23 protein-coding genes are annotated in these 24,143 nt (G+C 36.9%); 19 read left to right on the forward strand and 4 right to left on the reverse strand.

What is annotated here, in order from left to right:
• The first annotated feature begins 5 nt into the window (after positions 1–5).
• The 16 genes from uxuA (at position 6) to ACMGGO_RS00315 (ending at position 16,663) form a co-directional block, all read left to right on the forward strand.
• Positions 6–1,070 (forward strand): mannonate dehydratase, encoded by a 1,065-nt coding sequence (gene uxuA, locus ACMGGO_RS00240; protein ID WP_048393954.1) that lies wholly within the window; start codon positions 6–8, stop codon positions 1,068–1,070.
• Positions 1,071–1,079: 9 nt separating this feature from the next.
• On the forward strand, positions 1,080–2,102 hold the full coding sequence (locus tag ACMGGO_RS00245; RefSeq protein WP_048393955.1) for a zinc-binding alcohol dehydrogenase family protein: 1,023 nt from the start codon (positions 1,080–1,082) through the stop codon (positions 2,100–2,102).
• A complete protein-coding gene (locus ACMGGO_RS00250) occupies positions 2,095–2,928 on the forward strand; it encodes an SDR family oxidoreductase (RefSeq protein ID WP_048393957.1) in 834 nt (277 codons plus the stop codon). Before ACMGGO_RS00245 ends, ACMGGO_RS00250 begins: the two co-directional genes overlap by 8 nt.
• 36 nt (positions 2,929–2,964) lie before the next feature.
• Positions 2,965–4,230 (forward strand): MFS transporter, encoded by a 1,266-nt coding sequence (locus ACMGGO_RS00255; RefSeq protein ID WP_112116856.1) that lies wholly within the window; start codon positions 2,965–2,967, stop codon positions 4,228–4,230.
• A gap of 21 nt (positions 4,231–4,251) precedes the next feature.
• On the forward strand, positions 4,252–5,751 hold the full coding sequence (locus ACMGGO_RS00260) for a UxaA family hydrolase (RefSeq protein ID WP_420281489.1): 1,500 nt from the start codon (positions 4,252–4,254) through the stop codon (positions 5,749–5,751).
• A 12-nt stretch (positions 5,752–5,763) separates the two neighbouring features.
• Positions 5,764–7,029: a hypothetical protein gene (locus ACMGGO_RS00265; protein ID WP_066037925.1), complete on the forward strand. Its 1,266-nt coding sequence runs from the start codon at positions 5,764–5,766 to the stop codon at positions 7,027–7,029.
• On the forward strand, positions 7,017–8,024 hold the full coding sequence (locus ACMGGO_RS00270; RefSeq protein WP_066037926.1) for a zinc-binding alcohol dehydrogenase family protein: 1,008 nt from the start codon (positions 7,017–7,019) through the stop codon (positions 8,022–8,024). The genes ACMGGO_RS00265 and ACMGGO_RS00270 overlap by 13 nt, the downstream gene beginning before the upstream one ends.
• A gap of 15 nt (positions 8,025–8,039) precedes the next feature.
• Positions 8,040–9,038 (forward strand): ureidoglycolate dehydrogenase, encoded by a 999-nt coding sequence (gene allD, locus ACMGGO_RS00275; protein ID WP_066037927.1) that lies wholly within the window; start codon positions 8,040–8,042, stop codon positions 9,036–9,038.
• A gap of 74 nt (positions 9,039–9,112) precedes the next feature.
• On the forward strand, positions 9,113–10,111 hold the full coding sequence (locus ACMGGO_RS00280; RefSeq protein ID WP_054549715.1) for a LacI family DNA-binding transcriptional regulator: 999 nt from the start codon (positions 9,113–9,115) through the stop codon (positions 10,109–10,111).
• A gap of 142 nt (positions 10,112–10,253) precedes the next feature.
• Complete coding sequence (locus tag ACMGGO_RS00285) at positions 10,254–11,489, forward strand: MFS transporter (protein WP_420281490.1); 1,236 nt, start codon at positions 10,254–10,256, stop codon at positions 11,487–11,489.
• 129 nt (positions 11,490–11,618) lie between these two features.
• Positions 11,619–11,855, forward strand: a complete 237-nt coding sequence (locus ACMGGO_RS00290; protein WP_054549713.1) for a small acid-soluble spore protein Tlp — start codon at positions 11,619–11,621, stop codon at positions 11,853–11,855.
• A gap of 253 nt (positions 11,856–12,108) precedes the next feature.
• On the forward strand, positions 12,109–12,642 hold the full coding sequence (locus ACMGGO_RS00295; protein WP_066037930.1) for an RNA polymerase sigma factor: 534 nt from the start codon (positions 12,109–12,111) through the stop codon (positions 12,640–12,642).
• Positions 12,629–14,272 (forward strand): DUF4179 domain-containing protein, encoded by a 1,644-nt coding sequence (locus ACMGGO_RS00300; protein ID WP_420281491.1) that lies wholly within the window; start codon positions 12,629–12,631, stop codon positions 14,270–14,272. Before ACMGGO_RS00295 ends, ACMGGO_RS00300 begins: the two co-directional genes overlap by 14 nt.
• Before the next feature lie 153 nt (positions 14,273–14,425).
• Positions 14,426–14,707: a transporter suffix domain-containing protein gene (locus tag ACMGGO_RS00305; RefSeq protein ID WP_420281492.1), complete on the forward strand. Its 282-nt coding sequence runs from the start codon at positions 14,426–14,428 to the stop codon at positions 14,705–14,707.
• Positions 14,697–15,128, forward strand: a complete 432-nt coding sequence (locus ACMGGO_RS00310; protein ID WP_054549710.1) for a MarR family winged helix-turn-helix transcriptional regulator — start codon at positions 14,697–14,699, stop codon at positions 15,126–15,128. The genes ACMGGO_RS00305 and ACMGGO_RS00310 overlap by 11 nt, the downstream gene beginning before the upstream one ends.
• 251 nt (positions 15,129–15,379) lie before the next feature.
• Positions 15,380–16,663 carry a histidine--tRNA ligase gene (locus ACMGGO_RS00315; RefSeq protein WP_420281493.1) on the forward strand — a complete coding sequence of 428 codons (1,284 nt, stop codon included), beginning with the start codon at positions 15,380–15,382 and terminating at the stop codon, positions 16,661–16,663.
• Between the two features lie 61 nt (positions 16,664–16,724).
• On the opposite strand, the gene ACMGGO_RS00320 is transcribed toward ACMGGO_RS00315, so the two are convergent.
• Together ACMGGO_RS00320 and ACMGGO_RS00325 are read right to left on the reverse strand one after the other, a co-directional pair.
• The gene (locus ACMGGO_RS00320) at positions 16,725–18,347 is read right to left on the reverse strand and encodes a hypothetical protein (protein ID WP_420281494.1); all 1,623 of its coding nucleotides are present in this window, start codon (positions 18,345–18,347) and stop codon (positions 16,725–16,727) included.
• A complete protein-coding gene (locus ACMGGO_RS00325) occupies positions 18,344–19,126 on the reverse strand; it encodes an ABC transporter ATP-binding protein (RefSeq protein ID WP_066037934.1) in 783 nt (260 codons plus the stop codon). The genes ACMGGO_RS00320 and ACMGGO_RS00325 overlap by 4 nt, the downstream gene beginning before the upstream one ends.
• Before the next feature lie 220 nt (positions 19,127–19,346).
• Here ACMGGO_RS00325 and ACMGGO_RS00330 point away from each other — a divergent pair, with 220 nt between their 5' ends.
• Positions 19,347–19,490: a hypothetical protein gene (locus tag ACMGGO_RS00330; RefSeq protein ID WP_420281495.1), complete on the forward strand. Its 144-nt coding sequence runs from the start codon at positions 19,347–19,349 to the stop codon at positions 19,488–19,490.
• A 56-nt stretch (positions 19,491–19,546) separates the two neighbouring features.
• Here the strand turns inward: ACMGGO_RS00330 and ACMGGO_RS00335 are convergent, their stop codons facing one another.
• Both ACMGGO_RS00335 and ACMGGO_RS00340 read right to left on the reverse strand, forming a co-directional pair.
• Positions 19,547–20,758 carry a Zn-dependent hydrolase gene (locus ACMGGO_RS00335; protein WP_420281496.1) on the reverse strand — a complete coding sequence of 404 codons (1,212 nt, stop codon included), beginning with the start codon at positions 20,756–20,758 and terminating at the stop codon, positions 19,547–19,549.
• A gap of 4 nt (positions 20,759–20,762) precedes the next feature.
• Positions 20,763–21,458, reverse strand: a complete 696-nt coding sequence (locus ACMGGO_RS00340; protein WP_420281497.1) for an L-2-amino-thiazoline-4-carboxylic acid hydrolase — start codon at positions 21,456–21,458, stop codon at positions 20,763–20,765.
• Between the two features lie 137 nt (positions 21,459–21,595).
• Here ACMGGO_RS00340 and ACMGGO_RS00345 point away from each other — a divergent pair, with 137 nt between their 5' ends.
• Positions 21,596–22,477, forward strand: coding sequence for a LysR family transcriptional regulator (locus tag ACMGGO_RS00345; protein ID WP_420281498.1), 882 nt, complete (start codon positions 21,596–21,598; stop codon positions 22,475–22,477).
• A gap of 86 nt (positions 22,478–22,563) precedes the next feature.
• Positions 22,564–24,018: a sodium/proline symporter gene (locus ACMGGO_RS00350; RefSeq protein WP_048393984.1), complete on the forward strand. Its 1,455-nt coding sequence runs from the start codon at positions 22,564–22,566 to the stop codon at positions 24,016–24,018.
• Positions 24,019–24,143 lie beyond the last annotated feature (125 nt).

The raw sequence follows: 24,143 nt of genomic DNA on the forward strand, positions 1-24,143 counted from the left end.
GACGTATGAATATGACATTTAGATGGTATGGTCGTGGCAATGATACAGTGAAATTAGAAGATGTGAAGCAAATACCAAATGTAAAAGGTATTGTTTGGGCACTCCATCACCTACCAGCAGGAGAGGTATGGACTAAAGAGGCTATTCAAGATGAAGTTGACTATATTCAATCGTTCGGATTCCATACAGATGTCGTGGAAAGTGTCAATGTCCATGAAGATATTAAATTAGGATTGTCAACACGTGATCAATATATAGAAAACTATAAACAATCTATTCGCAACCTTGGTGAAGTGGGTGTCAAAGTTATTTGCTATAACTTCATGCCCGTATTTGATTGGACACGTACAGATTTATTCCATCCATTAGAAGATGGCTCAACGGCTCTCTATTTTGATAAGGAAAAGGTCATGAACTTAGATCCACAAGAACTAGTGAATGAAGTAAGCGCTTCTTCAGATTTAACCCTTCCAGGATGGGAACCAGAACGATTAGCTCGACTCTCAGATTTATTTGAACAGTACAAAGAAGTAGATGAAGCCAAACTTTGGGACAACTTAGCTTACTTTTTACAAGCCATTTTACCAGTTGCGGAAGAGGTAGGTATTCAAATGGCAATTCATCCAGATGATCCACCATATACCATCTTTGGCTTACCCCGCATTATTACAGGAGCAGAAAGCTATGAAAAATTAATTAAAATCTCTGATTCCATGGCAAATGGCTTTACGTTCTGCTCAGGTTCAATGGGAGCAGACCCACAAAATGATATGGTAGCCATCGCTGAAAAATATGCATATCGTGCTCCGTTTGCTCATATCCGCAATGTCAAGATTATGGAAAATGGTAGTTTCTTTGAAACATCGCATTTTACATCGGATGGCTCAATCGATATTAAAAATATTGTCCGTGCATTAAATGACCAAAACTATGAAGGTTATGTACGTCCAGATCATGGTCGTCATATTTGGGGAGAACAATGTCGTCCAGGCTACGGCTTATATGATCGAGCACTTGGCATTATGTATTTAAATGGACTTTGGGATGCTTATGAAAATCTGAAGAAATAGGTGACATGTATGAAAGCACTACAAGTAATCAAACCTTTTGAAATGGCTTTAATTGACGTAGCAGAACCAGTAATAACAAAGTCAACAGATGTCCTTGTTCAAACAGAATATGTTGGTATTTGTGGCTCAGACATGCATATTTATCATGGTTCGAATCCATTAGCGACATTGCCTCGTGTACCTGGGCATGAAGTTGCTGGCCGAGTGTTAGAGGTTGGTCAAGACGTACAAGGTTTAAAAGCTGGTGACAAGGTTGTTGTCGAACCAATTCGTTATTGTGGTGAGTGCTATGCTTGCCGTAAAGGACAACCAAATGTCTGCGAACAACTTTCTGTTTTTGGTGTTCATGAAGATGGAGGCATGCGTGAGCGTTTTGTTGTAGCTGAAAAGCAATTGCATAAAGTAGCAGACCACACCTCTTTAGAAGAGGCAGTCTTAATTGAACCTTATACAATTGGCGCGCAGGCAGTATATCGTGGTGAATTACAGGCTGGTGAAACACTATTGATTCAAGGGGCCGGACCGATTGGCATTTGTATTTTAAAGATGGCTAAATTAATAGATGCACGCGTGATGATTTCTGATCTGGATCCAGCAAAGCTCTCATTTGCAAAAGAACTTGGTGCAGATGTAGTTGTTAATGTAAACGAGCAAGATTTATTAGAGGCTGTTAACCAATGGACAGATGGAGTAGGTGTCAATGTATCTATTGATGCAGTTTGTATTCCACTAACATTTAAGCAATCTATCGATGCTGTTTCAGTTGCTGGGAGAGTAGTAGTCCTTAGCTTTGGAGAGGAAGCCATTGAGCTTGCCCCACTACCAATTACGAAAAAGGAATTATCGATAAAAGGCTCACGTTTACAAACATTCCAATTTGAAAATGTAGTGAAGCTTGTTGATGCTGGAAAACTACAGCATCAAGGTTTAATTACACATACTTTCTCATTACATGAAGCAAAAGAAGCATTTGAATATATAGAAAAAAACCAAAATGAAGTACGTAAAGTTATTTTAAAAGTAGGTGAGTAAGGTGCATGAAGCATTGCAAAATAAAGTGGCTGTTGTAACGGGTGGTAGTGGTGTTCTTTGCTCAGAGATGGCAATGGAATTGGCTAGGCAAGGTATGCGAGTTGCTATTTTAAATCGTACAGCGCAAAAAGGAGAAGCAGTCGTCCGATCGATTACAGAAAATGGCGGAGAAGCAATTAATTTTTCTGTGGATGTTTTAAACAAAGAGTCGTTAATAGCAGCGAGACAAGCAATTTTACAGCAATATGGTCAAATTGATGTACTGATTAATGGAGCGGGCGGCAATCATCCAGATGCCATTACGGCTGATGAAGTATATAAAGAACAATCGACTACACCAAATTTCTTTGAATTAACACCAAGTGGTTTTGAAAGCGTATTCTCGAATAATTTTACAGGAACATTTTTGGCTGCCCAAGTTTTTGGTGAAGCATTGCTGAGAACGAAGGGCACAATTATTAATATTTCATCCATGAGCTCCTATGCCCCTATGACAAAAGTGCCTGCATATAGCGCGGCAAAGGCAGCGATTAATAACTTTACGCAATGGATGGCGGTGCATTTTGCAGAAGCAGGTTTACGTGTTAATGCTATTGCACCTGGATTTTTTATTACCGAACAAAACCGTAATTTATTGCTAACAGAAGATGGTTCATTAACTGCACGTTCAGAAAAAATCATTACAGCTACACCACAAAAGCGTTTTGGAAAACCACAAGATTTATTAGGAACTTTATTATTTTTAGCTGATGATACATACTCAGCATTTGTCACTGGCGTAACAATTCCTGTTGATGGTGGATTTATGGCTTATTCAGGCGTTTAACAAAGGGGATTTATTTCAAATTTAGGGGTGAATGATATGAAACAACAAGGTATTTTTGGAGACGGCAAAACGGTTGTAATTGTCATGCTATTTTTAGCGGGTGTCATTAACTATTTAGATCGTTCAGCACTATCAATTGCAGCACCATTTATTCAAGAAGATATTCATCTAACGTCAACCCAATTAGGGATTATCTTTAGTAGCTTCTCTGTTGGGTATGCCATTTTTAACTTCTTAGGTGGAATGGCTTCCGATAAATTTGGTGCCAAGTTAACGCTATTTGTAGCGATGATTGTATGGTCTTTATTTAGTGGAGCAATGGTTTTAGTCGTTGGGTTCGCATCGTTGATTATTGTTCGTATTGTATTTGGTATGGCGGAAGGGCCATTGTCATCAACCATAAATAAAATGGTGAATAACTGGTTTCCTGCGGATAAACGTGCCTCTGTAGTAGGGCTAGCCAATAGTGGTACGCCACTTGGTGGTGCAATCGCAGGTCCAATCGTTGGTTATATTGCATTAGCATATGGATGGAAATATTCATTTATTGCGATCATGATCCTTGGATTTATTTGGGCAATCGTATGGTTTAAAGTGGTGAAAGAAAAGCCAAACAAAGAAGACAGTGTAGAATCAATGGCAAACTTAGAGATTGCAGCAGAAGATATCAATCATAGTCGTGGTCTATCTTATTATTTAAAACAACCAACAGTATTATTTACTGCCTTTTCGTTCTTTGCCTATAACTATATCCTATTCTTTTTCTTAACTTGGTTCCCAAGCTATCTAGTAGAAGCTCGTGGAATGGCTGTAAAAGATATGAGTATTGTAACGGTTATTCCGTGGATTTTAGGATTCCTAGGTTTAGCATTGAGTGGAATTGTCTCAGATTTCATTTACAAACGCTTTATGCGTAAGGGAGTTTTATTCTCTCGTAAAGTCGTTCTAGTGACATGTTTATTCTTAGCAGCTGTATCGATTGGCTGTGCAGGTATTGTAACAACAACAGTTAGTGCTGTTGCGCTTGTTGCTACCTCTGTTTTCTTCTTATATTTAACAGGGGCTATTTACTGGGCAATCATTAATGATGTGGTGGAATCTAAGTATGTTGGATCTGTTGGTGGCTTTATGCACTTCCTTGCAAACACAGCTGGTATTATTGGGCCAACTTTAACAGGTTTCCTAGTAGACAGAACAGGAACATTCTCCGCAGCTTTCCTACTTGCAGGCGGCTTAGCGGTTATCGCTTCATTAGCAGTTATTAAATTTGTTACACCAATAGTTCATAAAGAAATAGCTTAGAAATAGAAAGGATGGATTCAAATGAACAATCAATCAGTTATTAAAATTCATCCGATGGACAATGTTGCCATAGCCTTGAGTGATCTTCCTCAAGGCTTTTTACTTCCATTGGATGGAAAGGAAATAACGTTACAGCAACAAGTACTACGTGGGCATAAGATCGCCATCAAGACTCTTTCTAAAGATGCACACATCACGAAATATGGTTTTCCAATTGGTCATGCGACAGAAGAAATCCTAGCAGGTAGCTGGGTTCACTCCCATAACATGAAAACCAATTTATCGGGTGAATTAAGCTATGAATTTAATCCAAAAACACATACCGTAGCCGAGTCTCGTCATGCACAGCGCACGTTCAAGGGGTATCGTAGAAAAGATGGTCAGGCTGGTGTACGAAATGAAATTTGGATTATTAATACGGTTGGATGTATTAACAAAGTAGCTGAAAACTTGGCGAAGTTAGGCAACCAATTATTGAAGGCTGACAATTTTGATGGTGTACAGCATTTCGCTCATCCATATGGTTGCTCACAACTTGGTGATGATTTAACGTATACACAAAAAATCTTAGCTAATTTAATTCATCACCCTAATGCAGGGGCAGTCATTGTATTAGGGCTAGGATGTGAGAACAATTATATTGAGCTCTTTAAGAAAACAATTGGTGATTATGATGAACAACGCGTTTCCTTTTTAAATGTTCAAGAATCAGCAGATGAAATGGAAGAGGGTCAACAACTGCTTGAAAAAGCCTTTGACTATGTGACGACATTTGACAGACAAACATTACCTATTTCAGAACTGAAAATTGGTTTGAAATGTGGTGGTAGTGATGGTTTCTCTGGCATTACCGCTAATCCGATGATTGGTGTATTTTCTGACCAGTTGATCTCAGCTGGAGGTGCAACGGTGTTAACGGAAGTTCCAGAGATGTTTGGTGCTGAACAAATTTTAATGGAACGTGCAAAAGATGCCTCTGTTTTTGAGGATATTGTGCATTTAGTAAATGACTTTAAACAGTATTTTATGAAATATAATCAACCTGTCTATGAAAATCCCTCTCCAGGAAATAAAGCGGGTGGAATAACAACATTGGAAGAAAAATCACTTGGCTGTATACAAAAAGGGGGTTTTCAAGAGGTAAAAGAAGTGCTTGATTATGGCGAACGTATGACAACAAAGGGGCTACATTTACTAAACGGTCCAGGAAATGATCTTGTTTCAACAACAGCACTGGCCTCAACAGGCTGCCAAATCGTCCTTTTCTCAACTGGTAGGGGAACACCCTTTGGAGGACCTACACCAACAGTCAAAATTTCAACAAACACACCACTTTATGAACGAAAAAAAAATTGGATTGACTTTAACGCAGGGCAGTTAGTGGATGGGAAGCCAATGGATGTATTAGTCGATGAATTTATGGATTATATAGTAGCGCTAGCTTCAGGTGAAGTGCAAACGAATAATGAGAAATATGGATTCAAAGAAATCGCCATTTTTAAAGATGGCGTGACGATGTAGGAGATAAATGACATGAAACATCCTATTAAAATTATGCAAATAGGTGATGGGAATTTTATCAGAGGCTTTTTTGACCTAGCAGTTGAAAAACTACAAGTCCCTTGCAGTATTGTTTCTGTCGCAGCAACAGCAAGAGGAAAAACAGTTAAACTGCTAGAAGAACAACAGCTGCAATTCACTGTGATGGAACGTGGGCTAAAAAACGGTGAGGTCGTAGAAGAAGAAACCACTGTTAAGATTATTCAAGATACTATTCTTCCATATGAGAACTGGCCTACATTTTTACAATACGCACAGTCTGAGACATTAGAAATGATTGTGTCTAATACAACAGAGGCAGGGATTTATTATGAAAATATTCCTTATCCTACGGCTTGTCCAACAAGCTATGCAGCAAAGTTAACCGTCTTTCTAGAACAATATTACAAACATTTTCAAGGTGAAAAACAAGTGGCAATTGTGCCTTTGGAATTAATAGAACAGAATGGCTCTACATTAAAAACAATTTGTCTACAGCATGCTAAAGACTGGAAGTTGCCTACAGCATTTAATGATTGGCTTGCTACGTTAACTTTTTGTAATACACTTGTAGACCGTATTGTAACAGGTTATCCACAGGATTATCAGGGGGAGGATGCCCTTTACACAGTTTGTGAACCGTATTTCTTATTTATAATTGACCAAAAAGAGCCATTTAAACATTGGCCAACAAGTCATGATTTCCCTTTTGTCTTTGATGATTTAGACATGTATCGAAAACGCAAAGTTGCCATTTTAAATGGTAGTCATATTTTGCTTTCAGCATTCGGCAAGATTTTTAACTATAAAACTGTAAGAGAGGCATTTTCACATGCAGGTGTTCGAGCCTTTATTGAAAAAGTAACAAACGATTTTACCCAACGCTTCCAAGTGGATGAGCACTATCAGCAAGATGTCTTTGAACGTTTTTTAAACCCATTTATTGAGCATCAGCTATATGATATTCAATTAAATGAGTTATCCAAGTGGCAAACACGTATTGCCCCTTACGCTGAAACAGAAATATACTATCAAGCTTTAGCAATAGGGATATATGCAATGAATCCAACACGCTTTTCCGTGCGTGAATCTGATCAAATTATTGAAAAACTGACTGAAATCCATAACTATTTTGAACAAGGTCAGTCAGAGCCAATGCAACAATTTATCGAACAAAATTTCCAGTGTGATGCAGTAGAGGTTATTCAGCAATTATCTACAATTACTAGTTTATTGGAGGCAATAGCATGCGACAATTAATCATTAATGAACCGTTTCAAATGGTGGAACGTGAAGTAGACAAGCCTAGTATTGAAGGAAGTCATGATGTTTTATTAAAAATCACGCATATTGGTGTATGTGGAACAGACACACATGCTTTTGCAGGTGAACAACCATTCTTTAGTTATCCACGAGTGTTAGGCCACGAACTAGCTGCTATCGTGGAAGAAGTCGGTGAAGCAGTTAAGGACATCCAAGTAGGAGATCGTGCAACAGTTATTCCATACATCCATTGTGGAGAGTGTGTTGCATGTCGTCGAGGTCAAACAAACTGCTGTAAATTTTTGAAAGTATTAGGTGTACATATGGATGGTGGTATGGGCGAATATATCGTAGTTGATGACAGTATTGTAATTACTGATAATGCTGTGTCAGGTGACCAATTAGCCATTGTGGAACCATTAGCTATTGGTGCCCATGCAGTACGTCGTTCGGAACTAACAGAAAATGATACAGTACTTGTTATCGGTGCAGGGCCAATTGGATTAGGAGCAGCACGTTTTGCTAAGTTACGCGGTGCAAAAACAGTATTAATGGATTTGAACGAAGAACGTTTAAAAGAAGGACAGGCATGGTCGGAAGCGGATGGTGTGATTGTTGGTAGCCATGACATAATGGCGCAGTTACATGAAAAATTTAATGGTGAACTTCCTACAGTTGTCTTTGATGCAACAGGCAATCAACAATCAATGGAATCCTCATTTCAATACGTAGAAAATAGTGGCACATTAGTGTTTATTGGTTTAATGAAGAAAACCATTACATTTAATGATCCTGAATTTCATTCAAAGGAATTAACATTGAAGAGCAGCCGTAATGCTACGTTAGAAGATTTTGAGACGGTTATGAACTACATGCAGTCAGGAGCTATAAAGAAAGGCTATGTTACGAAGCATATTGCATTCGATGAAGCTATTTCTTACTTTGAGGCAAAACAATACAACACAAATAAAGCACAAATCTATTTTAAATAATGGGGAGGATTTTCAATGAATATTTCTGTACCAGCATTAAAAAAAATAGTAGTTCAAAAATTCACAACTGAAGGTGTTGAAGCTGAAACAGCAGCGCAAGTAGCAGATGTTTTGATTTATGCCGATTTACGTGGTGTCAGTTCTCACGGTGTTATGCGCGTGGAGCATTATATAACACGTTTACAGGCAGGTGGAATAACGAAAAACCCTCATTTTTCAGTAGAAAAAAGAGGCACAAATCACCTTCTTTTTAAGGGGGATAATGGCTTTGGGCATGTCATTTGTAAGGAAGCTATGGATGAAACCATTAAAGTGGCTAAGGAACATGGCTCATGTACAACGATTATTCAAGAGAGTAGCCATTGTGGGGCACTCGGCTATTTTCTTGAACAAGCCACGAGTGAAAATTTAATTGCTATTATGTGCTCTCAAACGGACTCCGCAGTTGTTCCTTTTGGCGGAAAAGAGCCTTACTTTGGTACGAATCCAATTGCTTACGGTTTTCCAACCAACGATAAACCGATTATTTTGGACATGGCAACAAGCAATGTAGCGCTAGGGAAAATTCTATATGCACGTGAAAAAGGGGAGACAATTCCAAATACATGGGGAGTTGATGCACAAGGAGCACCAACTACAGACCCACACCAAGTAAAATCTTTAACACCGTTTGCAGGGCCAAAAGGATATGGTATGGCACTTGTAGTAGATGTTCTTTCTGGAATTTTAGCAAGTGCAGCTTTTGGTCCTCACATTTCAAAAATGTATGGTGATTACGAACAGAAACGTAATCTAGGACAATATTTATATGTATTAGATCCAAATATTTTTGGAGATGTAGATCAATTCAAAGCAAATATCTCGCAAATGATAAATGAATTACATGATGCGCCAACAGCACCAAATTTTGATCAGGTACTAGTGCCTGGTGAAATTGAACAGATACGTAGTGTGGAAACAATGGATAAGGGCATTGACTTACCTGAACAAGTATATAACTATTTGACTAGTTAATTTAACCAGTAAAGTATGCTATGCTACATAATACCAAGGAGAGTTTTCATATTATAGGTAGGAGATTGATTTTAGTGAAAAAAACAACAATTGCCGATGTTGCACAATATGCAAATGTTTCGAATAGTACAGTATCGCAATATTTGAATAAGCGATATGAATATATGAGTGCAGAGACTCGTAAGAAAATTGAAGAGGCTATTGAAGCATTGCAATATCGTCCAAATTTAATGGCTCGTAGCTTAAAACAGAAATCTACCTTTACAATTGGTATTATTGTGGCGAATATTATCCATGACTTTTCAACAAAAATAATAAATGCATTGGAAGCAGAGTTCGATAAAGAAGGCTTTCATATGATTGTGTGTAACTCAGCGGATAACCCTAAAAAAGAGAAAAAGCATATCGAAACTTTACTAGAAAAACAGGTGGATGGCTTAATCGTTTTTCCAACAGGAGAAAACAAAAATCTCTACATAAGACTTCATCAACAAGCAATGCCAATCGTTTTTATTGACCGTTTTATTGAGGGAGTAGATATTCCTGCTGTATTGCTTGATAATTTTTCTGCCATGGATACGGCAGTGGAGACATTTCGAAAGCAACCAATAGCCATTATCACTACTTCTTTAGCCTTACCGATTACTCCTCGTGTCGAACGTTTAGAAGGGTTTCGTCAAGCACTCAGAAATAGGAATCTGTTGATCGATGAGCGCTATATAAAAAATGGTGAGCCAGCTCAGATGACAGAGATTTTTAATCAATTGTTTACATTGGAGCAACCACCAAGGGGAATCATTGCGGCAAATGATCGTATTTTCCAAGAATTAATGCTTTATATTAAAAAAAGAAACTTACATGTGCCTAATGATGTACAAGTAATTGCTGTGGATGATGTACCATATGCCAATTTTTTAACACCTTCCATTACAACATTGCAACAGCCCATTTTACCAATGGCACAGAAAGCGGCATCATTGCTCTTAGCAAAAATTAAAAAAGAACATCTAGCTGATGACCAAAAACTATATCGCTTCAAACCGATATTAATCGATCGAGATTCAACTAACTAAAAAGGCAACCCAAAGCTATGAACTTAGCTAAGGGTTGCTATTTTTAGTTGCACAGCTATTCATCGATAGATATGATTATCTAAAGGAATACTTTTATGTCAAAAAAGACCAATCATTCATTTTGGTGATAGAAAGGGGACTTATGAGCATTGCTAGGAAGTATTGGCTCATTCTATTTGGCTTTGGTTTCTCGTATTTAGGAAATTGGGTGAATCTAGTTGCGCTCAATTTATTAGTTTGGCATTTAACAGAATCGCCTACTGCTATGGCGAGTATATTTATTGTAGGACCGATTGCTCGAATTTTAACAAGCTTTTTTGCAGGCTCCATCATTGATCGATCGAATAAACAAAAATTAATGATCTATAGTGATATTATTCGTGGCATATTGATTTTATTGTTACCTTTTACGTCCTCTATTTGGCTCATCTATTGTGTTTTATTTTTATCTAATATAGCAAGTAGCTTTTTTGGGCCAAGTAGTACCTATTATATTTCGAAATATATACCAGATGAAGATAAACAATCCTTTAATGCAATATTAGGAATGTTTAGCTCAGGCTCATTTTTAATTGGGCCAGCATTGGCTGGGTTTATCATTGCCATTTCCAATATTTCTATAGCGTTTTGGTTTAATGCTTTGACGTTCTTTATCTGTGCACTCTCCATTTTTAAGCTTCCCGCAGTAGAAGATCATCAGGACATGCACCGAAAACCCATTACTTGGAGGATGCTAAAAGAGGATTATGGTATTGTCTACGCCTATATAAAAAAAGAGCAAGTCTTTGCCAAAGTATTTCTTTATTTTCAAGGTGCATTGATGATTGCCTTTGCATTAGATTCACAGGAAGCTACATTTATTAAACAAAACCTTCAAGCTTCAGATAGTCTATATGGTGTCATCGTTAGTATCGCTGGAATTGGGGCTATTATTGGTGGAGCAATGGCTGCTCGTTATGCTAAAAGGTTTTCAACAAGACAATATATTGTCTCTGGTCTGCTTTTGACCACAATTTGCTATACATTGTTTTACTCTTCACCGAATGTGATAATGGCGATTGTTAGCTTTGTAGCATTAGGAATATGTATGTCATTTTGTAATGCAGGCTACAGCACCTTTTATCAAATAAGTGTACCGACATCAATTATGGGCCGTTTTGGTAGTGTTTCAACGATGGTCATTAATGTGCTACAGATTGTCTTTACGTTAGCCTTAGGGTTGCTAGCGGAATGGCTCTCCCTACAAATGGTCTGCATTGTCTTTGGAATTGTAGCTATTTTCCTCTCCCTAGTTTTATATGTATTTATGCATTCAAAATCTGCCTATGAAGGTTTGAAGGAAGAGATTGTCTTAAAATCCTGTCAGGTGGAAACTTAATTGCTTCTAATGAAGGTAGAATTATTGGATAGATAGCGCTTAAAGGATGTTATTTTAGCAAAAGTTAGCACTCATATAATGATAAAATCATTCCAAAATAACCTTATGTCATAATTTGAGGAGGTTAACATGGCTAATTCAAGACATCGAAAACCAGATGATCGCTCCAATAATGTTGAACGCATTCGTGATATTGTTAAAAATACTGAGGAGAGAGTGCAGGAAGCAGAAATTAGTATGGAATTTGCAGATCCTCTAGAAAGTAACAGGCTAAAGGAAAAAAATAAGCGACGTAAACAGTCAATTGAAGCTTTAAAAGATGAAATGAAAGATGAAATGACAGCACGAAAAAAAGGTGAAGTTTAAAATTAGTTTCTAGAAGAATCAAATGTGATTCATGATATTGCCTTCGCTCACCATTTCCCAATAGCCAAAAACAGATGGATTAGATGTTCCATAACGGACCTCTATTGCCATCTGTTTTTTTTTGCACATTAACTGGATCTTTTTACATAAACACTAAATTAAAAAAGTACGTATATGAATTTCTTAAAGAAATGAACCTTTTCAAGTAGTCATTTGTTTATAACGTAGAACCATCAGAAAGGAGTGCCTTGGATTGACAGAACGTGAATTATTCGATTCATACAACAAAGATGTTTACCGTACCTGTTATTACATGCTACGGAATGCCCAAGATGCGGAAGATCTCTGCCATGATGTATTTGTCACCGTTTTTCGTCAGGATTGGAGAAGTGTAGAGCATACACGTGCTTGGATTTTACGGATTGCGATGAATCAATGTTTAAATTTGCTTAAAAGAAAGCAGGCTCAGTTAAAAAAAGTGAGTCAGGTACAGTTGCTACAGGAGCAAACTACGGCATCAGTTAAATCTGTAGACACCATTGTACTGGAGAAGGCAGCTGAGGAGGAGTGGGAGGCACTACTCAGACAGTTACCAGAAAAGTTAATGGCTGTTGTCACCCTCCGCTACATTGGTGAGCTATCATTAGTGGAAATTGCGGAAACCCTAAAGATTCCAGTGGGAACAGTGAAATCGAGACTCCATAAGGCATTGAAAATCATGCGCAAAAAACTAGAAAAAAATCAAAATTTATGGTTGAAGGGAGAGAATCAATTTGGAACGCATTGAAAAGAAATTGAAAAAAGAGATGAACGCAGACCATAACATGAAGTATCCTGACTTTGAACAAATGTGGAATGGTATCCAGCAGGATGAATTAAAAATGGTAAATGAACCGATCGAACTTCTACCTCGAAAAAGGAAGAGATTTGTTTTGGTCGCAGGATTAGCTGTTGCTCTAATGGCTACACCTGTCTATGCAGCACTGAACTATGATTGGTCAACTATTCTATCTTATAGAGCTGGTATTCAGTCTGCATTAGACCAGGGCTTAGGGCAGACGATTGAGAAATCCGTTACGAAGGATGGGTTTACGTTGACCGTACATACGGCGTTTATCGATGATAACAGAACCTTTCTTTTATATAGTTTGAAACCTGATGCCACTTGGGATGGAATGAATGTGAGTTTTGATGAAATCGGACTTCAAGATTCTAATGGTGATTTTATTCAAGGGAATTACTCACATCGCTGGAATGAAGATCTTGGTCTTTTCCAAGGGTATTTTGAGACAGACTGGGTGGCAGATAATCAGAAGTCAGACATTAAATTTTTAATGAAGAATATTCATTCTATTGGTGATAAAGAACTGCCTATTAATTACAACCCTAATAACTCTCATACGCAGAATTTCACCATTCAAAAGGATGGAATTGACAATGTAATTCTACAAACCTTTGAACAATCAGACGGGAAAGTAATGCTTCAATCAGCGGTTCAATTTACAGATTCTGAAATGAAGAACAAATGGGTACGAATTAAGGCGCTAGATGATAAAAATCAGACTATTAAAGAAGCGGAAATACCTGTTTTTGGAACTCCTGGTGCAACTGGTGAATACTTTAGTCAGCAAATTTTCACTTCAGATAGCTTACGAGCGAAGGATACAAAGTTCCAACTAACTTATGAACATACATTAGATATTGCAAAGGATAATTGGAATATAGAGATGAATTTATCCAAAGAACAATTAAACAAGGGATCATTTAAAAAAGTCGTCAATATTCCTTTAGAAAATGCATCTAATGGAATAGTAATTCATGAAATGAAAGTTACTCCAACACAGGTACGTTTAATACTGACCCATAAGGAAAAATATGCACATATTCCTTACATGGACTATCAGCTGGATATTGGTGGCGTACTTTTGGATGGAGGTAGATGGGATATAGAAAACGAGCCTTATAAAACCGAACTTCGTTTTGAATTGACTGGAGTGGATGTGACCTCGTTAGCGAATCAAACTGTGGCATTGGTAGCTAAACATCGTGTTGATATAAAAGACGGTGACGAGCAACCGATTCATTTGACTGATATATCAGATACACCTCAAAGTAAGACATCTACGATTGGAGAGTATTCAATTACATGGACTTACTATAAGAAAGATAGCAATCTCTATGTGGAATCCTTTAGCACTGAACCTACATTTGGTGGTGTCTCTCAGACTTATTATCTAGATCATAAAGAGCGAAATTATGGAATGCCTATGATGACTCGCATACTTGGTGATGAAAATAATAAGCAGATGGATGAGTATAAGAATTTTAAAGATAAAGATCTTGATATTTATATTTGGAAATATACTACGAATTATCCAGATGCAGAGCTTCGTATACCACTTACATTTGGAAAATAACAGTACTAGCAGCCCCATCTATTTGATTCTTCGCTATTCAAATAGATGGGGCTTTTTAATTTCTTATAAAGATTAAAGGGCTTTACATAAAAAGAAATGTATCATATAGTTTAGTTAACTTAAATAAATTAATTATTGTACAGGAGAAGATACATGACCTCTAACGAAAAAACACAAAAATCTTTTGCTTATAAGCTTGGACTAGGCTTTATTATCTTTTCACTTTCTTTATGGTTAATCCCAATTATTACACCTTTCACACCGATACCTACAAAAGTAAAGGCAGGGATTATACCAGGAAGTATTATTATGGCTGAAATCTTATTTTGGCTTGGTGCTTTACTTGTTGGAAAAGAAGTAGCCAACAAATTTAAAAGCTATCTAAATCCTAAAAAATGGCGAGAAAAAGGTGACACTCAAAAAAATGAAGAATAACCAGGTAGCGGAGCAAATAAATCAAACCATTGAAGATATTTGGATCATGCTTGAGAAAATGGAAAGGGCTTATACTAATTTCGCCTTAAATAATCAGCAATATGTTCTTTTAACATTAGTGATGCGTCATCCATCCTGCTCACCCTCAGAACTAGCAGATAAAATGGCTATTACAAAAAGTGCAGTGAGTCAGCAATTAACCAAGCTTGAACAGGATGGCTATATAATGAAAAGGCAGCATGAGGAGGATAAGCGTGCATTTTCTATTGAATTGGGTGAGAAGGGTCTATTATATAAACAGGAAATTGAAGCCTTTAATCAACAGATTACAGAAAAGTACCATGCTAACTTAACAACTGAAGAATTAGCTGAAATGTTAGCTACTCTAGAAAAAATGAAAAAAATACTGTATGAATTTTAGAAAAAATTTGACATTCTATTGGGTGTGTCTTATAGTAACCCTTAATATAAAAGGGGGAATAAACATGGTCATTACTCTTGTCCAATCATTCACAACAAAACATCATCATCATCACTAGTCTTGCTATCTTTATTAACTTATTAATATTGAATAGGAAGACTATTTCTCATGTAATCGTATAAATAAAGCTGATTTGAAGCTTTATCGCTATACGGTTTTTTTATTGCTCAAAAAATGAGGAGGAGATTATGATGAAAAAAATAATGGACTATCAGAATGTTCGAGGAACACAAGATTATTTACCAGAGCAAGAGGCTACTCGTCGTGTGATACGACGTACGTTAGAAGATACATTTATAGCCTATGGCTGCAAGCCGTTAGAAACACCTATTCTTAACTATACAGAGTTGATGGCTTCTAAATATGCTGGTGGTGCTGAGATTTTAGAGGAGATGTATACATTAACAGATCGAGGTGAGCGAGATTTAGCGTTACGCTATGATTTAACAATTCCATTTGCAAAAGTTGTAGCGATGAATCCAGCGATTGCTATGCCATTTAAACGATATGAGATTGGCAAAGTGTTTCGAGATGGCCCCATCAAGGCTGGCCGTTTTCGCGAATTTACACAATGTGATGTAGATATTGTTGGGGTAGAATCACAGGCTGCTGAGGCGGAGCTAATGATGATGGCGCTAGATGCCTTTAATCAGCTTAAACTTAAAATTAATCTCCAATATAATAATCGCAAGCTTTTAGTTGGTTTACTGCAATTATTTGAGGTTGAACAGGAACAAATGAATCGAGTTATTTTAACATTAGATAAGATTGAAAAAATAGACGAGAAAACAATGCTCGCAGAATTGAAGGCATTGGGGTTATCAGATAATAGTATTCATAAAATAAAGCACTTTTTAGATGAACGTCCTCAAATAAGTATGGCGTATTTTGAAGGATTCGCGACCGAGAATGTCTTTTTACATCAAGGTTTACAGGAATTAATGGAACTAACTTCTTATTTAGAGGCACTTGAAATAAGTGACCAATGTATTTTCAATCCATTTTTAGCGAGGGGACTTGAAATTTACACAGGAACAATTTATGAAATTTTTTTAGCAGATGGAACAATCCGCTCAAGTATTGGTAGTGGGGGACGCTATGACAATGCTATTGGTGGCCTTTTAGAGACAAATCAAACCTATGCTACTGTTGGTATTTCATTTGGTTTAGATGTCATCTATACAGCATTGGAGCTTTCGGGAAAAACAGAGCAAAACGCTCCTAGCGTGGATATTTATATTATTCCTCTGGGAACAGAAAAAGAGGCACTAAAGCTAGCAACTGCATTACGGCGAGAAAAATATAAGATAGAAGTTGAGCTAAGTGGGAAAAAAGTGAAGAAGGCGATGGAAAAAGCCAATCGTGAAAACACACCAAAGGTTATTGTATTAGGAGATAACGAGGTCAATCAAAATATGTATAAAATAAAAGATATGAAAAGCGGTGAGGAAGAAATCGTTGCATTTATCTTTTAAACACCATAGCATGGAAAAACGGCTGATCCCACTCTATTATAGGATTTGAGCCGTTTTTTGGTTATTTTTTCGATTTAAAAACCAGTTTCCATATCAAGATGTTGATGAAGAAAAGCACAATGAAATATATAGTAGAGCCGTATGTTATCTGACTAGCTATTACATAGTGCAGCCCTACAAGTAAACCTAAAGGGAGCAATAACAAAAGAATCTTCCAGCCTTGCGCATCATTAACTTCATCATAGGGTTTGGTAAAGGGTAATTTGTTTGTCATCATGACGAAACAAAGGATGGTATATAACCAGCTTGTTACCAAAACAGCTAGTAAATCAGGGATAATTCGAATACTATAAATATAGCTAAAGACTATACTTAGTACTAAAAATAACGGAGTATACAATTTAATTAAAAATGCCTTTAAGCTACCTTTTTGTAAATTTGTATAATCTTTAAGCGGTAGCGTTTTATAAATCCATGCAGCCTTATATTTAGCAGAGTGACCAAGCATAAGGACAGCGGATGGTATAATCATCATACTAAAATAGATATTTAAATAGCTCATACTACTAGCATAATCGACTTCTTCCCCTCTGCTAAAAGTAAACATGAAAATAAAGGGAATAATAAATGAAAAGCCTAAAGATGGGTAGACCTTTAGCTTAAACTCTCGCTCTTGCTTCATCATCAGAGCTGCGAAGCGATAGAAAGCTCGTTCCTCGTGTGTTCTACACACAATGGTTAATAAAAAGGACTTTAGTCGATTGTTCTTTTCCTTTTTAGACTTACTTGTACTTAGCAGTTTTTGGAGATTGCGTTCAAAGGTTGGTATGAGTTTAATATAGATCCAAATCGAAATAATAGGTACAATCACTGCTAAGATGGTATAAATGACTGTCAATAAGGATGTGTCACCATGCAGTATGAGTTCATAAGGGGCAGCGAACCACATCGGTATTAAGAAGAGGTTCCACCAATGAAACGATACTACCATATCTAAATTGACGAATTCAAAGGATCGAATAAGAACTTGGTAGCCAATCATCAGCATTAGAGATAAAGCGATTTGTACATAATTAATCATATCCTTCAGCTTTTCACCATCGAAGAAGCGTAAAATGGCAATATATAAAATGGCTGTGATGGCAACTATAAATAAATTCATTAATAGAATCTCAAGACCTGTTAAAATAAAAAACACAATACCTTGAGTAAAAAGGCTGACTATTAGAGGGATGGCTGTTAGGGCCAATGTTAAATAGGATAAATAAATAAAAATATGCATAAATTTTGCTGCATTAATTGTTTTAGCTGAAATAGGCTTAGTTGAAAGTATGCTTTTATCTCGTACATCTAAAAGCACAGAAGAAAAGTCAGAAATCAATGAAGTCATAATCAAAAAGATGATCATTGCAAAGGCGATACTCATCTGAAATAGAAAATTTTGACCAAATCCCATAAGCGGGATGAGTATAAGCCCGAATAACATATAAATCCATAGAGACTTAATGTAGCCATACTTTTGATTGTCTTTCTTTTTGTTTTGATTAAATAGGGTAGGTACTTTCCGTTCATCCATTGTTAATTTTATATGGAGGATTTTTCTCATCATGTCATAATCAATGCCCATTTTTATAAAAAGCCATCGGAACTTATCAAGCAATCGTAGCGTTTTGAAATCTGTCATAATTGTCCCCCACGAACGACGGACACAAATTTTTCTCCGATTTCCTGATGTTCATGAAATCCTGTTAACTGGTTAAAAATTCTTTCTAATGTTCCTTCAGTATTATCTGCTTGTAATTGGGCAAATGTTCCGTCCGCTGCAATTTTTCCATCATACAGCAAAATGATGCGGCTACTGATTTTTTCAACGACATCCATAATGTGTGATGAGTAAAATATAGTCTTTCCATTGGCAGCTAGTTGCGTTAAGATTTCTTTAAAAATCATGACACTGTTTGCGTCTAGGCCATTGATTGGTTCATCTAAAAATAGCAGGTCTGGATTATGTATAAGGCTTGCAATAATTAGTAGTTTTTGACGCATGCCTTTAGAATAGGAAGAAATTCTAGAATGGTATGCTTCACCAACTCCAAACAGTTCCATTAGTGATTTGGATTTGTCAGCCGCCTCCTCTAGCTCTAATCCATATAGCTGGCCGATGAAGGTTAAATACTCATAGCCTGTTAAGTTATCATAAACATCAGCGATTTCAGGGACGTAACCAATTCGCCGTTTATAATCAATTTGGTCTTGTCCTATGCTTTTCCCAAAGAGCTTAATTTCGCCACCATAATCACCTTCTAGCCCTAGAATAAGTTTTACAGTTGTACTTTTACCCGCGCCATTGGGGCCGATATAACCGATGATTTCACCTCTAGCTGCGTGAAGGTCAATCCCTTTCAAAATTTCCTTGTTTCCATAACTCTTCGTTAAATTCGTAATTGTTAAAATCTCTTCCATTTTATAGCCCCTTTCAATTATTTTGGAAAATTAACCATAATTACACTATATCATATTAAAAGAGATAATATTCCTTATGCTAAAATGAAACCAGTTCAATCAAAAATAGAGAGATCTTCTTATATAAAGGGAAATTTAAAAACGAAATAGATTTATTATTTTAAGGTAAATACGCTTTATTTATAGTTGGCTTATTTCAAAACAGTGAGGTGAATGACACATGAAAAAAATTGAAGTGGTATTGTCTGACTATAAACCAAATTGGGCTATCTTTTTCAATATGATTCGCCCAACATATACCCTGAAAAAAGAGCCTTTTATTCAAAAGATGATTACTCAAGCTAAAAATGAAGGTTATGGATAAAATTAAAAAAGCCATTCTAAAAAAAATTAGAGAATGGCTTTCTTCTATATAGTAGTCTATTTAGCAAGTTCAACAACTGTATCATAAAAAATATTAGTTGCTACAATAATATCCTCATCTGAACTGTATTCTAAAGGATTGTGACTAATACCATCCTTTGAACGGACGAATAGCATCCCAATCGGGGCAATTTCAGCTATATTCATTGCATCATGCCCAGCACCACTTATGAGAGAATAAGGACGTATACCTTGCTTTTCAATACTTGTAGTAAGTTGCTGTTGTAGTAAGGCATCGGTTTTTGCAGGCTTAATGCGCTGTAATACTTTGGAAGCCAACGAGACATGTCTTCGTTCAGCAATTTGTTGAAGTTGTTGCATAATTTCTTGCTCTAATGCACTTACTTTATTTTCGTCAATATCACGAAGATCAATCGAGAACGTAACTTTACCTGGTATAACGTTTGTCCCATTTGGGGAGACCGTTAGCTTACCAACCGTTGCAACGGAATCTGTTGTATTGGTTAATAGTTGCTCAATAGCTAAAATCATTTCACTTGCTGCAGTTAGAGCATCCTGACGAATCGGCATAGGGGTTGCACCAGCATGTTCACTGACACCCGTTACGGTTACCTCTAACCATAATGGGGCTGCAATACCTGTGACAACACCGACTGGTAGGCCTTCATTTTCTAACACTTTTCCTTGCTCGATATGCATTTCTAAATAAGCTTTTATGTCATTACGATGCACTTGTGTTAAAGGATAAGGTGATAAATGGAAATCTTTCATGGCTTCTTCGATGGAAATGCCAGCTTCATCTGTATGCTGTAATTGCTCCTCTGTTAAAAGACCAGCCATTGCACTACTGCCAAGGAGCCCAAAGCCAAATCTCGTTCCTTCCTCATCCTTAAAAGCGACAACTTGAATTTTTTTAGAGGGTATCAACTGTTGCTCATGCATAGTATGTACCACTTCAATAGCTGCTAGCACCCCTAATGCTCCATCATATTTGCCACCCTCTGGTACTGTATCGATGTGAGAACCTAGCATAATGGTTTCATTTCCTTCACCATATGTACCAATAAGGTTTCCAACTGCATCGATTGTGACATTCATACCTGCTTGTTCCATATAAGTTGTAACTAACTCAATTGCCTGCTTTTCTTCTGGTGTGAACGAGAAGCGGTTAATGCCACCTGTCTTTTCATTACGACCAATTTGGCTTAAGTCTTGAAGATGCTGTACGAGCCTAACTCCGTTAATCATGACATCACTCTTTCATTTGGAATTGGAAGTGGCACTGTCCTTCACGTAAAACAAATTGATCATGTACCACCTCTAGGCTTTTATTGTACCCTTTAGCAATAGAGGGGTCGATGACTTTACAATACAAAATTCCATATTTACCCATATCATCATCTGCCCATTGTTGACCTAATGGGCAGTGAGTAAACGTTTGTTCAACCTCATTTTCCTTATAAACTGTATCGATTTCAAACAAATCACTGCGACCCATATCATAGTTAGTTAAATAATGCTCCACGGAATTTTCTAGACCGTTTGTGCGAGCACGTTGAGCAATACCTTGGCCTCGCTTATGACCAAAACGCTCTACTGCCCGCATAATCACTTGTTCACCAGCTTCTCCATATTCATCTACAACTGGCTTGGCAATCTGTGCAAACATTTTAGAAAATCGAGCAAACGGTGTTAAATTAGCAAATTTCTCTTCACCTACAACGATTTGGGGTAAGTATTCAAAGAAAGTATGATTTTCCCCTTCTGCTGTTGCTTTTTTCGCCATGGCTTCAGCATCCTTTAAACCAAACGCCTCTAAGCCTTTTTGTACTAATCTCCGACCATGCTCTCCGTACTGCTCTGTAATGGAGAGATGTAATTCTGTAAACATTTTTGCGGTAATTATGTCCATAGATAAAGCCTTCATCATTAATCTTTCCTCTGCCATTTTATGAGCCCCCTCATTAACAAATCATATTGATTTACTTGGATTTTATTTTTATTATAGAGGTGGCTAGTAATTTAAATCAAATGAATATTTACACAATCAACTATGAAAAAAAATCATAAAAGGAGCAGAATAGCATGGCTACATTAGCACAATATATTGCTTTCCATACACTTATCGATACAGGAAATTTTACAGAAACAGGCTTAAAGCTCAATCTCACACAGTCTTCAATCAGTCATACGATTAGTAATTTAGAGGCAGAATTAGGGCTTTCTCTAATTATTCGAAACCGCAATAATATTGTTTTAACGAGTGAGGGGAAAATTGTTTACGAACACATCTCAAAAATATTGCAGCAACAACAGCAGCTTGAAACCTCTGTAGCAAATTTAAAAAATCTCATCGGGGGGACGTTATCGGTTGGTATTCTACCAAGTGTTTCTCTGGTCTTATTACCAAAGGTTTTAGCGTATTTCGAACAGCATCATCCAGACCTACAAATACGTTTGATGGAGGGAGATTATGATCAAATCGAAGAATGGCTTCATAATGGCGTTGTCGATATCGGTTTTTTAGTGCAACCAAATTCTAAACATCTTGTATTCGATGCGATTTTTAATGATGAGCTTGTTTGCATTATGGCACAGGAGCATCAATTGGCGAAGGAAGAGATGCTCTCTCTAGAGCAATTGCAGGATGAACGCTGGATTATGCCTAAACGTACGATTGATCGAGATGTATCAAGGATCTTAGCTAAACATAAAATCCATCCCAATGTAGTCTATGAATTATCAGTTGACCAAGTCATTTTGACAATGGTCAATGAAAATTTAGGCATTTCTGTTGTGCCGAATTCGCTTTTACTACATGCACCAAGTAACCTGATTAGAAAAAAATTTTATCAAGCATATATTAGACAGGTTGGAATTGCACACAAACACAGTATTCATCTTTCTCCAGGAGCTTTAAAGTTTGTAGAAATATCGAAATACTTTGCCTCCTTTTTACAAAATTAGTTATTGACAATTAAAAAAACCCGAACTATTATCTGATAAAACCAATTGGGATTGTTTAGATTAATCAGATGGAGGACTTTGGGTATATGCATACAATTGTTTATGTTGAAATATTTATATATTTACTCGCTATGCTAGGAGTAGGGATATACTTCAGTAAAAAAGATTTATCACATAATGATTACTTTCTAGGGGGAAATAAACTACCGGGCTGGGCGTTAGCCTTTTCTGAACGTGCAACGGGTGAATCCGCCTATATGTTTTTAGGGGCAATTGGCTTTATATATGTGGCTGGGCTGTCAGGCATTTGGATTTTATCTGGCATGCTTTTAGGCGTTGTTGCATCATGGCTATTTTTATCAAAGCGCTTTATGACAGAGCAACAAAAATATAAGGTGAATAGCCTAACAGATTATATTGCTGTTAAATTTCCAAAGCACGCAGATATAATTCGTTGGTTAGCTTCTGCAGTAATGGTGTTATTCTTTGTTTGCTATTTAGCAGCTCAATTTTCCGGGATGGGTAAAACGATTTATTCATTCTCAGGACTCAACATCACTTGGGGAACAATTATTATTGGAGCAATAATAATTGCCTATTCATGTATGGGAGGATTTATGTCCGTTGTTTGGACAGATACAATCCAAAGTTTTTTAATGCTGATCTCGTTTGTTATTGTACCAATTGCAGCTTATATGGAAATTCAACATCAAGGTTTAAGCATTTCAACAGAGCTAGCTCAAATGGGCAATGGTGCGGATAGTTGGGTTGGAGGCTTAAATGGACTTGCCTTAGGGGCGATGCTATTTACAAATCTATCCTGGTTCTTTGGCTGGCTTGGGGGGCAACCTCAATTGAGCTCCCGCTTTATGGCTATTACTACTGAAAAAGAGCGAATTACTGGCCGTAATATGGCGATTATTTGGACATTAATTGTCTATGTGGGTGCCTTTTTATCTGCGATTTTCGCCTCCACTTTGTATAAGCAAGGTTCTATTGAAGATCCTGAAATGATATTGCCACATATGGTATTTGAAATTTTACCACCTTGGGTTGCGGGAATTATTGTGGCTGGTATTTTAGCAGCTATTATGTCAACGGCTTCGTCTCAATTGTTAGTCATCACAACATCGATAAGTGAGGATATAATTCATAAAACATTACGTTGGAATATTTCTAGCAAAAAATTAGTTCACCTTTCGCGTCTAGTGGCTGTTATTAGTGGGATTGTGGGTATTATCATTTCACTCAAATCAGGTTCTGTAATTTATAGCTTAGTATCCTTTGCATGGGCAGGGATTGGCAATACATTTTCGGTTGTGATCCTTTTAATCTTTTTCTGGAAACGTGTTTCAGGCATTGGGGTTATTGCTACAATTATTGTCGGTTTTATTAGTGCGATTGTATGGTCCCTGTCACCTATGGAGGCTGTAGTGTCAGCCAAGGCAGCGACATTCTTTATTTGCTTAATTGTTGGAGTTGTGGTGTCTTTAGTATGTCCTGATAAAAAGGAAAACGGTCTGAATGATATTTTAAAATAATAATAAAACTCCTTTTTTGCTGATATATTTCTCAAAAGAGGAGTTTTCTTTTTATGCTTATGACCATATTGAAATATGATAGAAAGAAGAGCAACCACTCTAACAGGAAATTACATAATGTGTGG

Origin of the sequence: Lysinibacillus sp. BNK-21 (genome assembly GCF_048684915.1) — a bacterium.
Classification (GTDB): domain Bacteria; phylum Bacillota; class Bacilli; order Bacillales_A; family Planococcaceae; genus Lysinibacillus; species Lysinibacillus capsici.

Bases quoted from the DNA above. Each gene is read 5' to 3' on its own strand.
- ACMGGO_RS00315 (WP_420281493.1), top strand. From the start codon at position 15,380: ATGAAAAAAATAATGGACTATCAGAATGTTCGAGGAACACAAGATTAT.
- uxuA (WP_048393954.1), top strand. From the start codon at position 6: ATGAATATGACATTTAGATGGTATGGTCGTGGCAATGATACAGTGAAA.
- ACMGGO_RS00310 (WP_054549710.1), top strand. From the start codon at position 14,697: ATGAAGAATAACCAGGTAGCGGAGCAAATAAATCAAACCATTGAAGAT.
- allD (WP_066037927.1), top strand. From the start codon at position 8,040: ATGAATATTTCTGTACCAGCATTAAAAAAAATAGTAGTTCAAAAATTC.
- ACMGGO_RS00340 (WP_420281497.1), bottom strand. From the start codon at position 21,458: ATGGCAGAGGAAAGATTAATGATGAAGGCTTTATCTATGGACATAATT.
- ACMGGO_RS00290 (WP_054549713.1), top strand. From the start codon at position 11,619: ATGGCTAATTCAAGACATCGAAAACCAGATGATCGCTCCAATAATGTT.
- ACMGGO_RS00320 (WP_420281494.1), bottom strand. From the start codon at position 18,347: ATGACAGATTTCAAAACGCTACGATTGCTTGATAAGTTCCGATGGCTT.
- ACMGGO_RS00325 (WP_066037934.1), bottom strand. From the start codon at position 19,126: ATGGAAGAGATTTTAACAATTACGAATTTAACGAAGAGTTATGGAAAC.
- ACMGGO_RS00335 (WP_420281496.1), bottom strand. From the start codon at position 20,758: ATGATTAACGGAGTTAGGCTCGTACAGCATCTTCAAGACTTAAGCCAA.
- ACMGGO_RS00285 (WP_420281490.1), top strand. From the start codon at position 10,254: ATGAGCATTGCTAGGAAGTATTGGCTCATTCTATTTGGCTTTGGTTTC.
- ACMGGO_RS00260 (WP_420281489.1), top strand. From the start codon at position 4,252: ATGAACAATCAATCAGTTATTAAAATTCATCCGATGGACAATGTTGCC.
- ACMGGO_RS00330 (WP_420281495.1), top strand. From the start codon at position 19,347: ATGAAAAAAATTGAAGTGGTATTGTCTGACTATAAACCAAATTGGGCT.
- ACMGGO_RS00255 (WP_112116856.1), top strand. From the start codon at position 2,965: ATGAAACAACAAGGTATTTTTGGAGACGGCAAAACGGTTGTAATTGTC.
- ACMGGO_RS00265 (WP_066037925.1), top strand. From the start codon at position 5,764: ATGAAACATCCTATTAAAATTATGCAAATAGGTGATGGGAATTTTATC.
- ACMGGO_RS00350 (WP_048393984.1), top strand. From the start codon at position 22,564: ATGCATACAATTGTTTATGTTGAAATATTTATATATTTACTCGCTATG.
- ACMGGO_RS00345 (WP_420281498.1), top strand. From the start codon at position 21,596: ATGGCTACATTAGCACAATATATTGCTTTCCATACACTTATCGATACA.
- ACMGGO_RS00270 (WP_066037926.1), top strand. From the start codon at position 7,017: ATGCGACAATTAATCATTAATGAACCGTTTCAAATGGTGGAACGTGAA.
- ACMGGO_RS00245 (WP_048393955.1), top strand. From the start codon at position 1,080: ATGAAAGCACTACAAGTAATCAAACCTTTTGAAATGGCTTTAATTGAC.
- ACMGGO_RS00305 (WP_420281492.1), top strand. From the start codon at position 14,426: ATGACCTCTAACGAAAAAACACAAAAATCTTTTGCTTATAAGCTTGGA.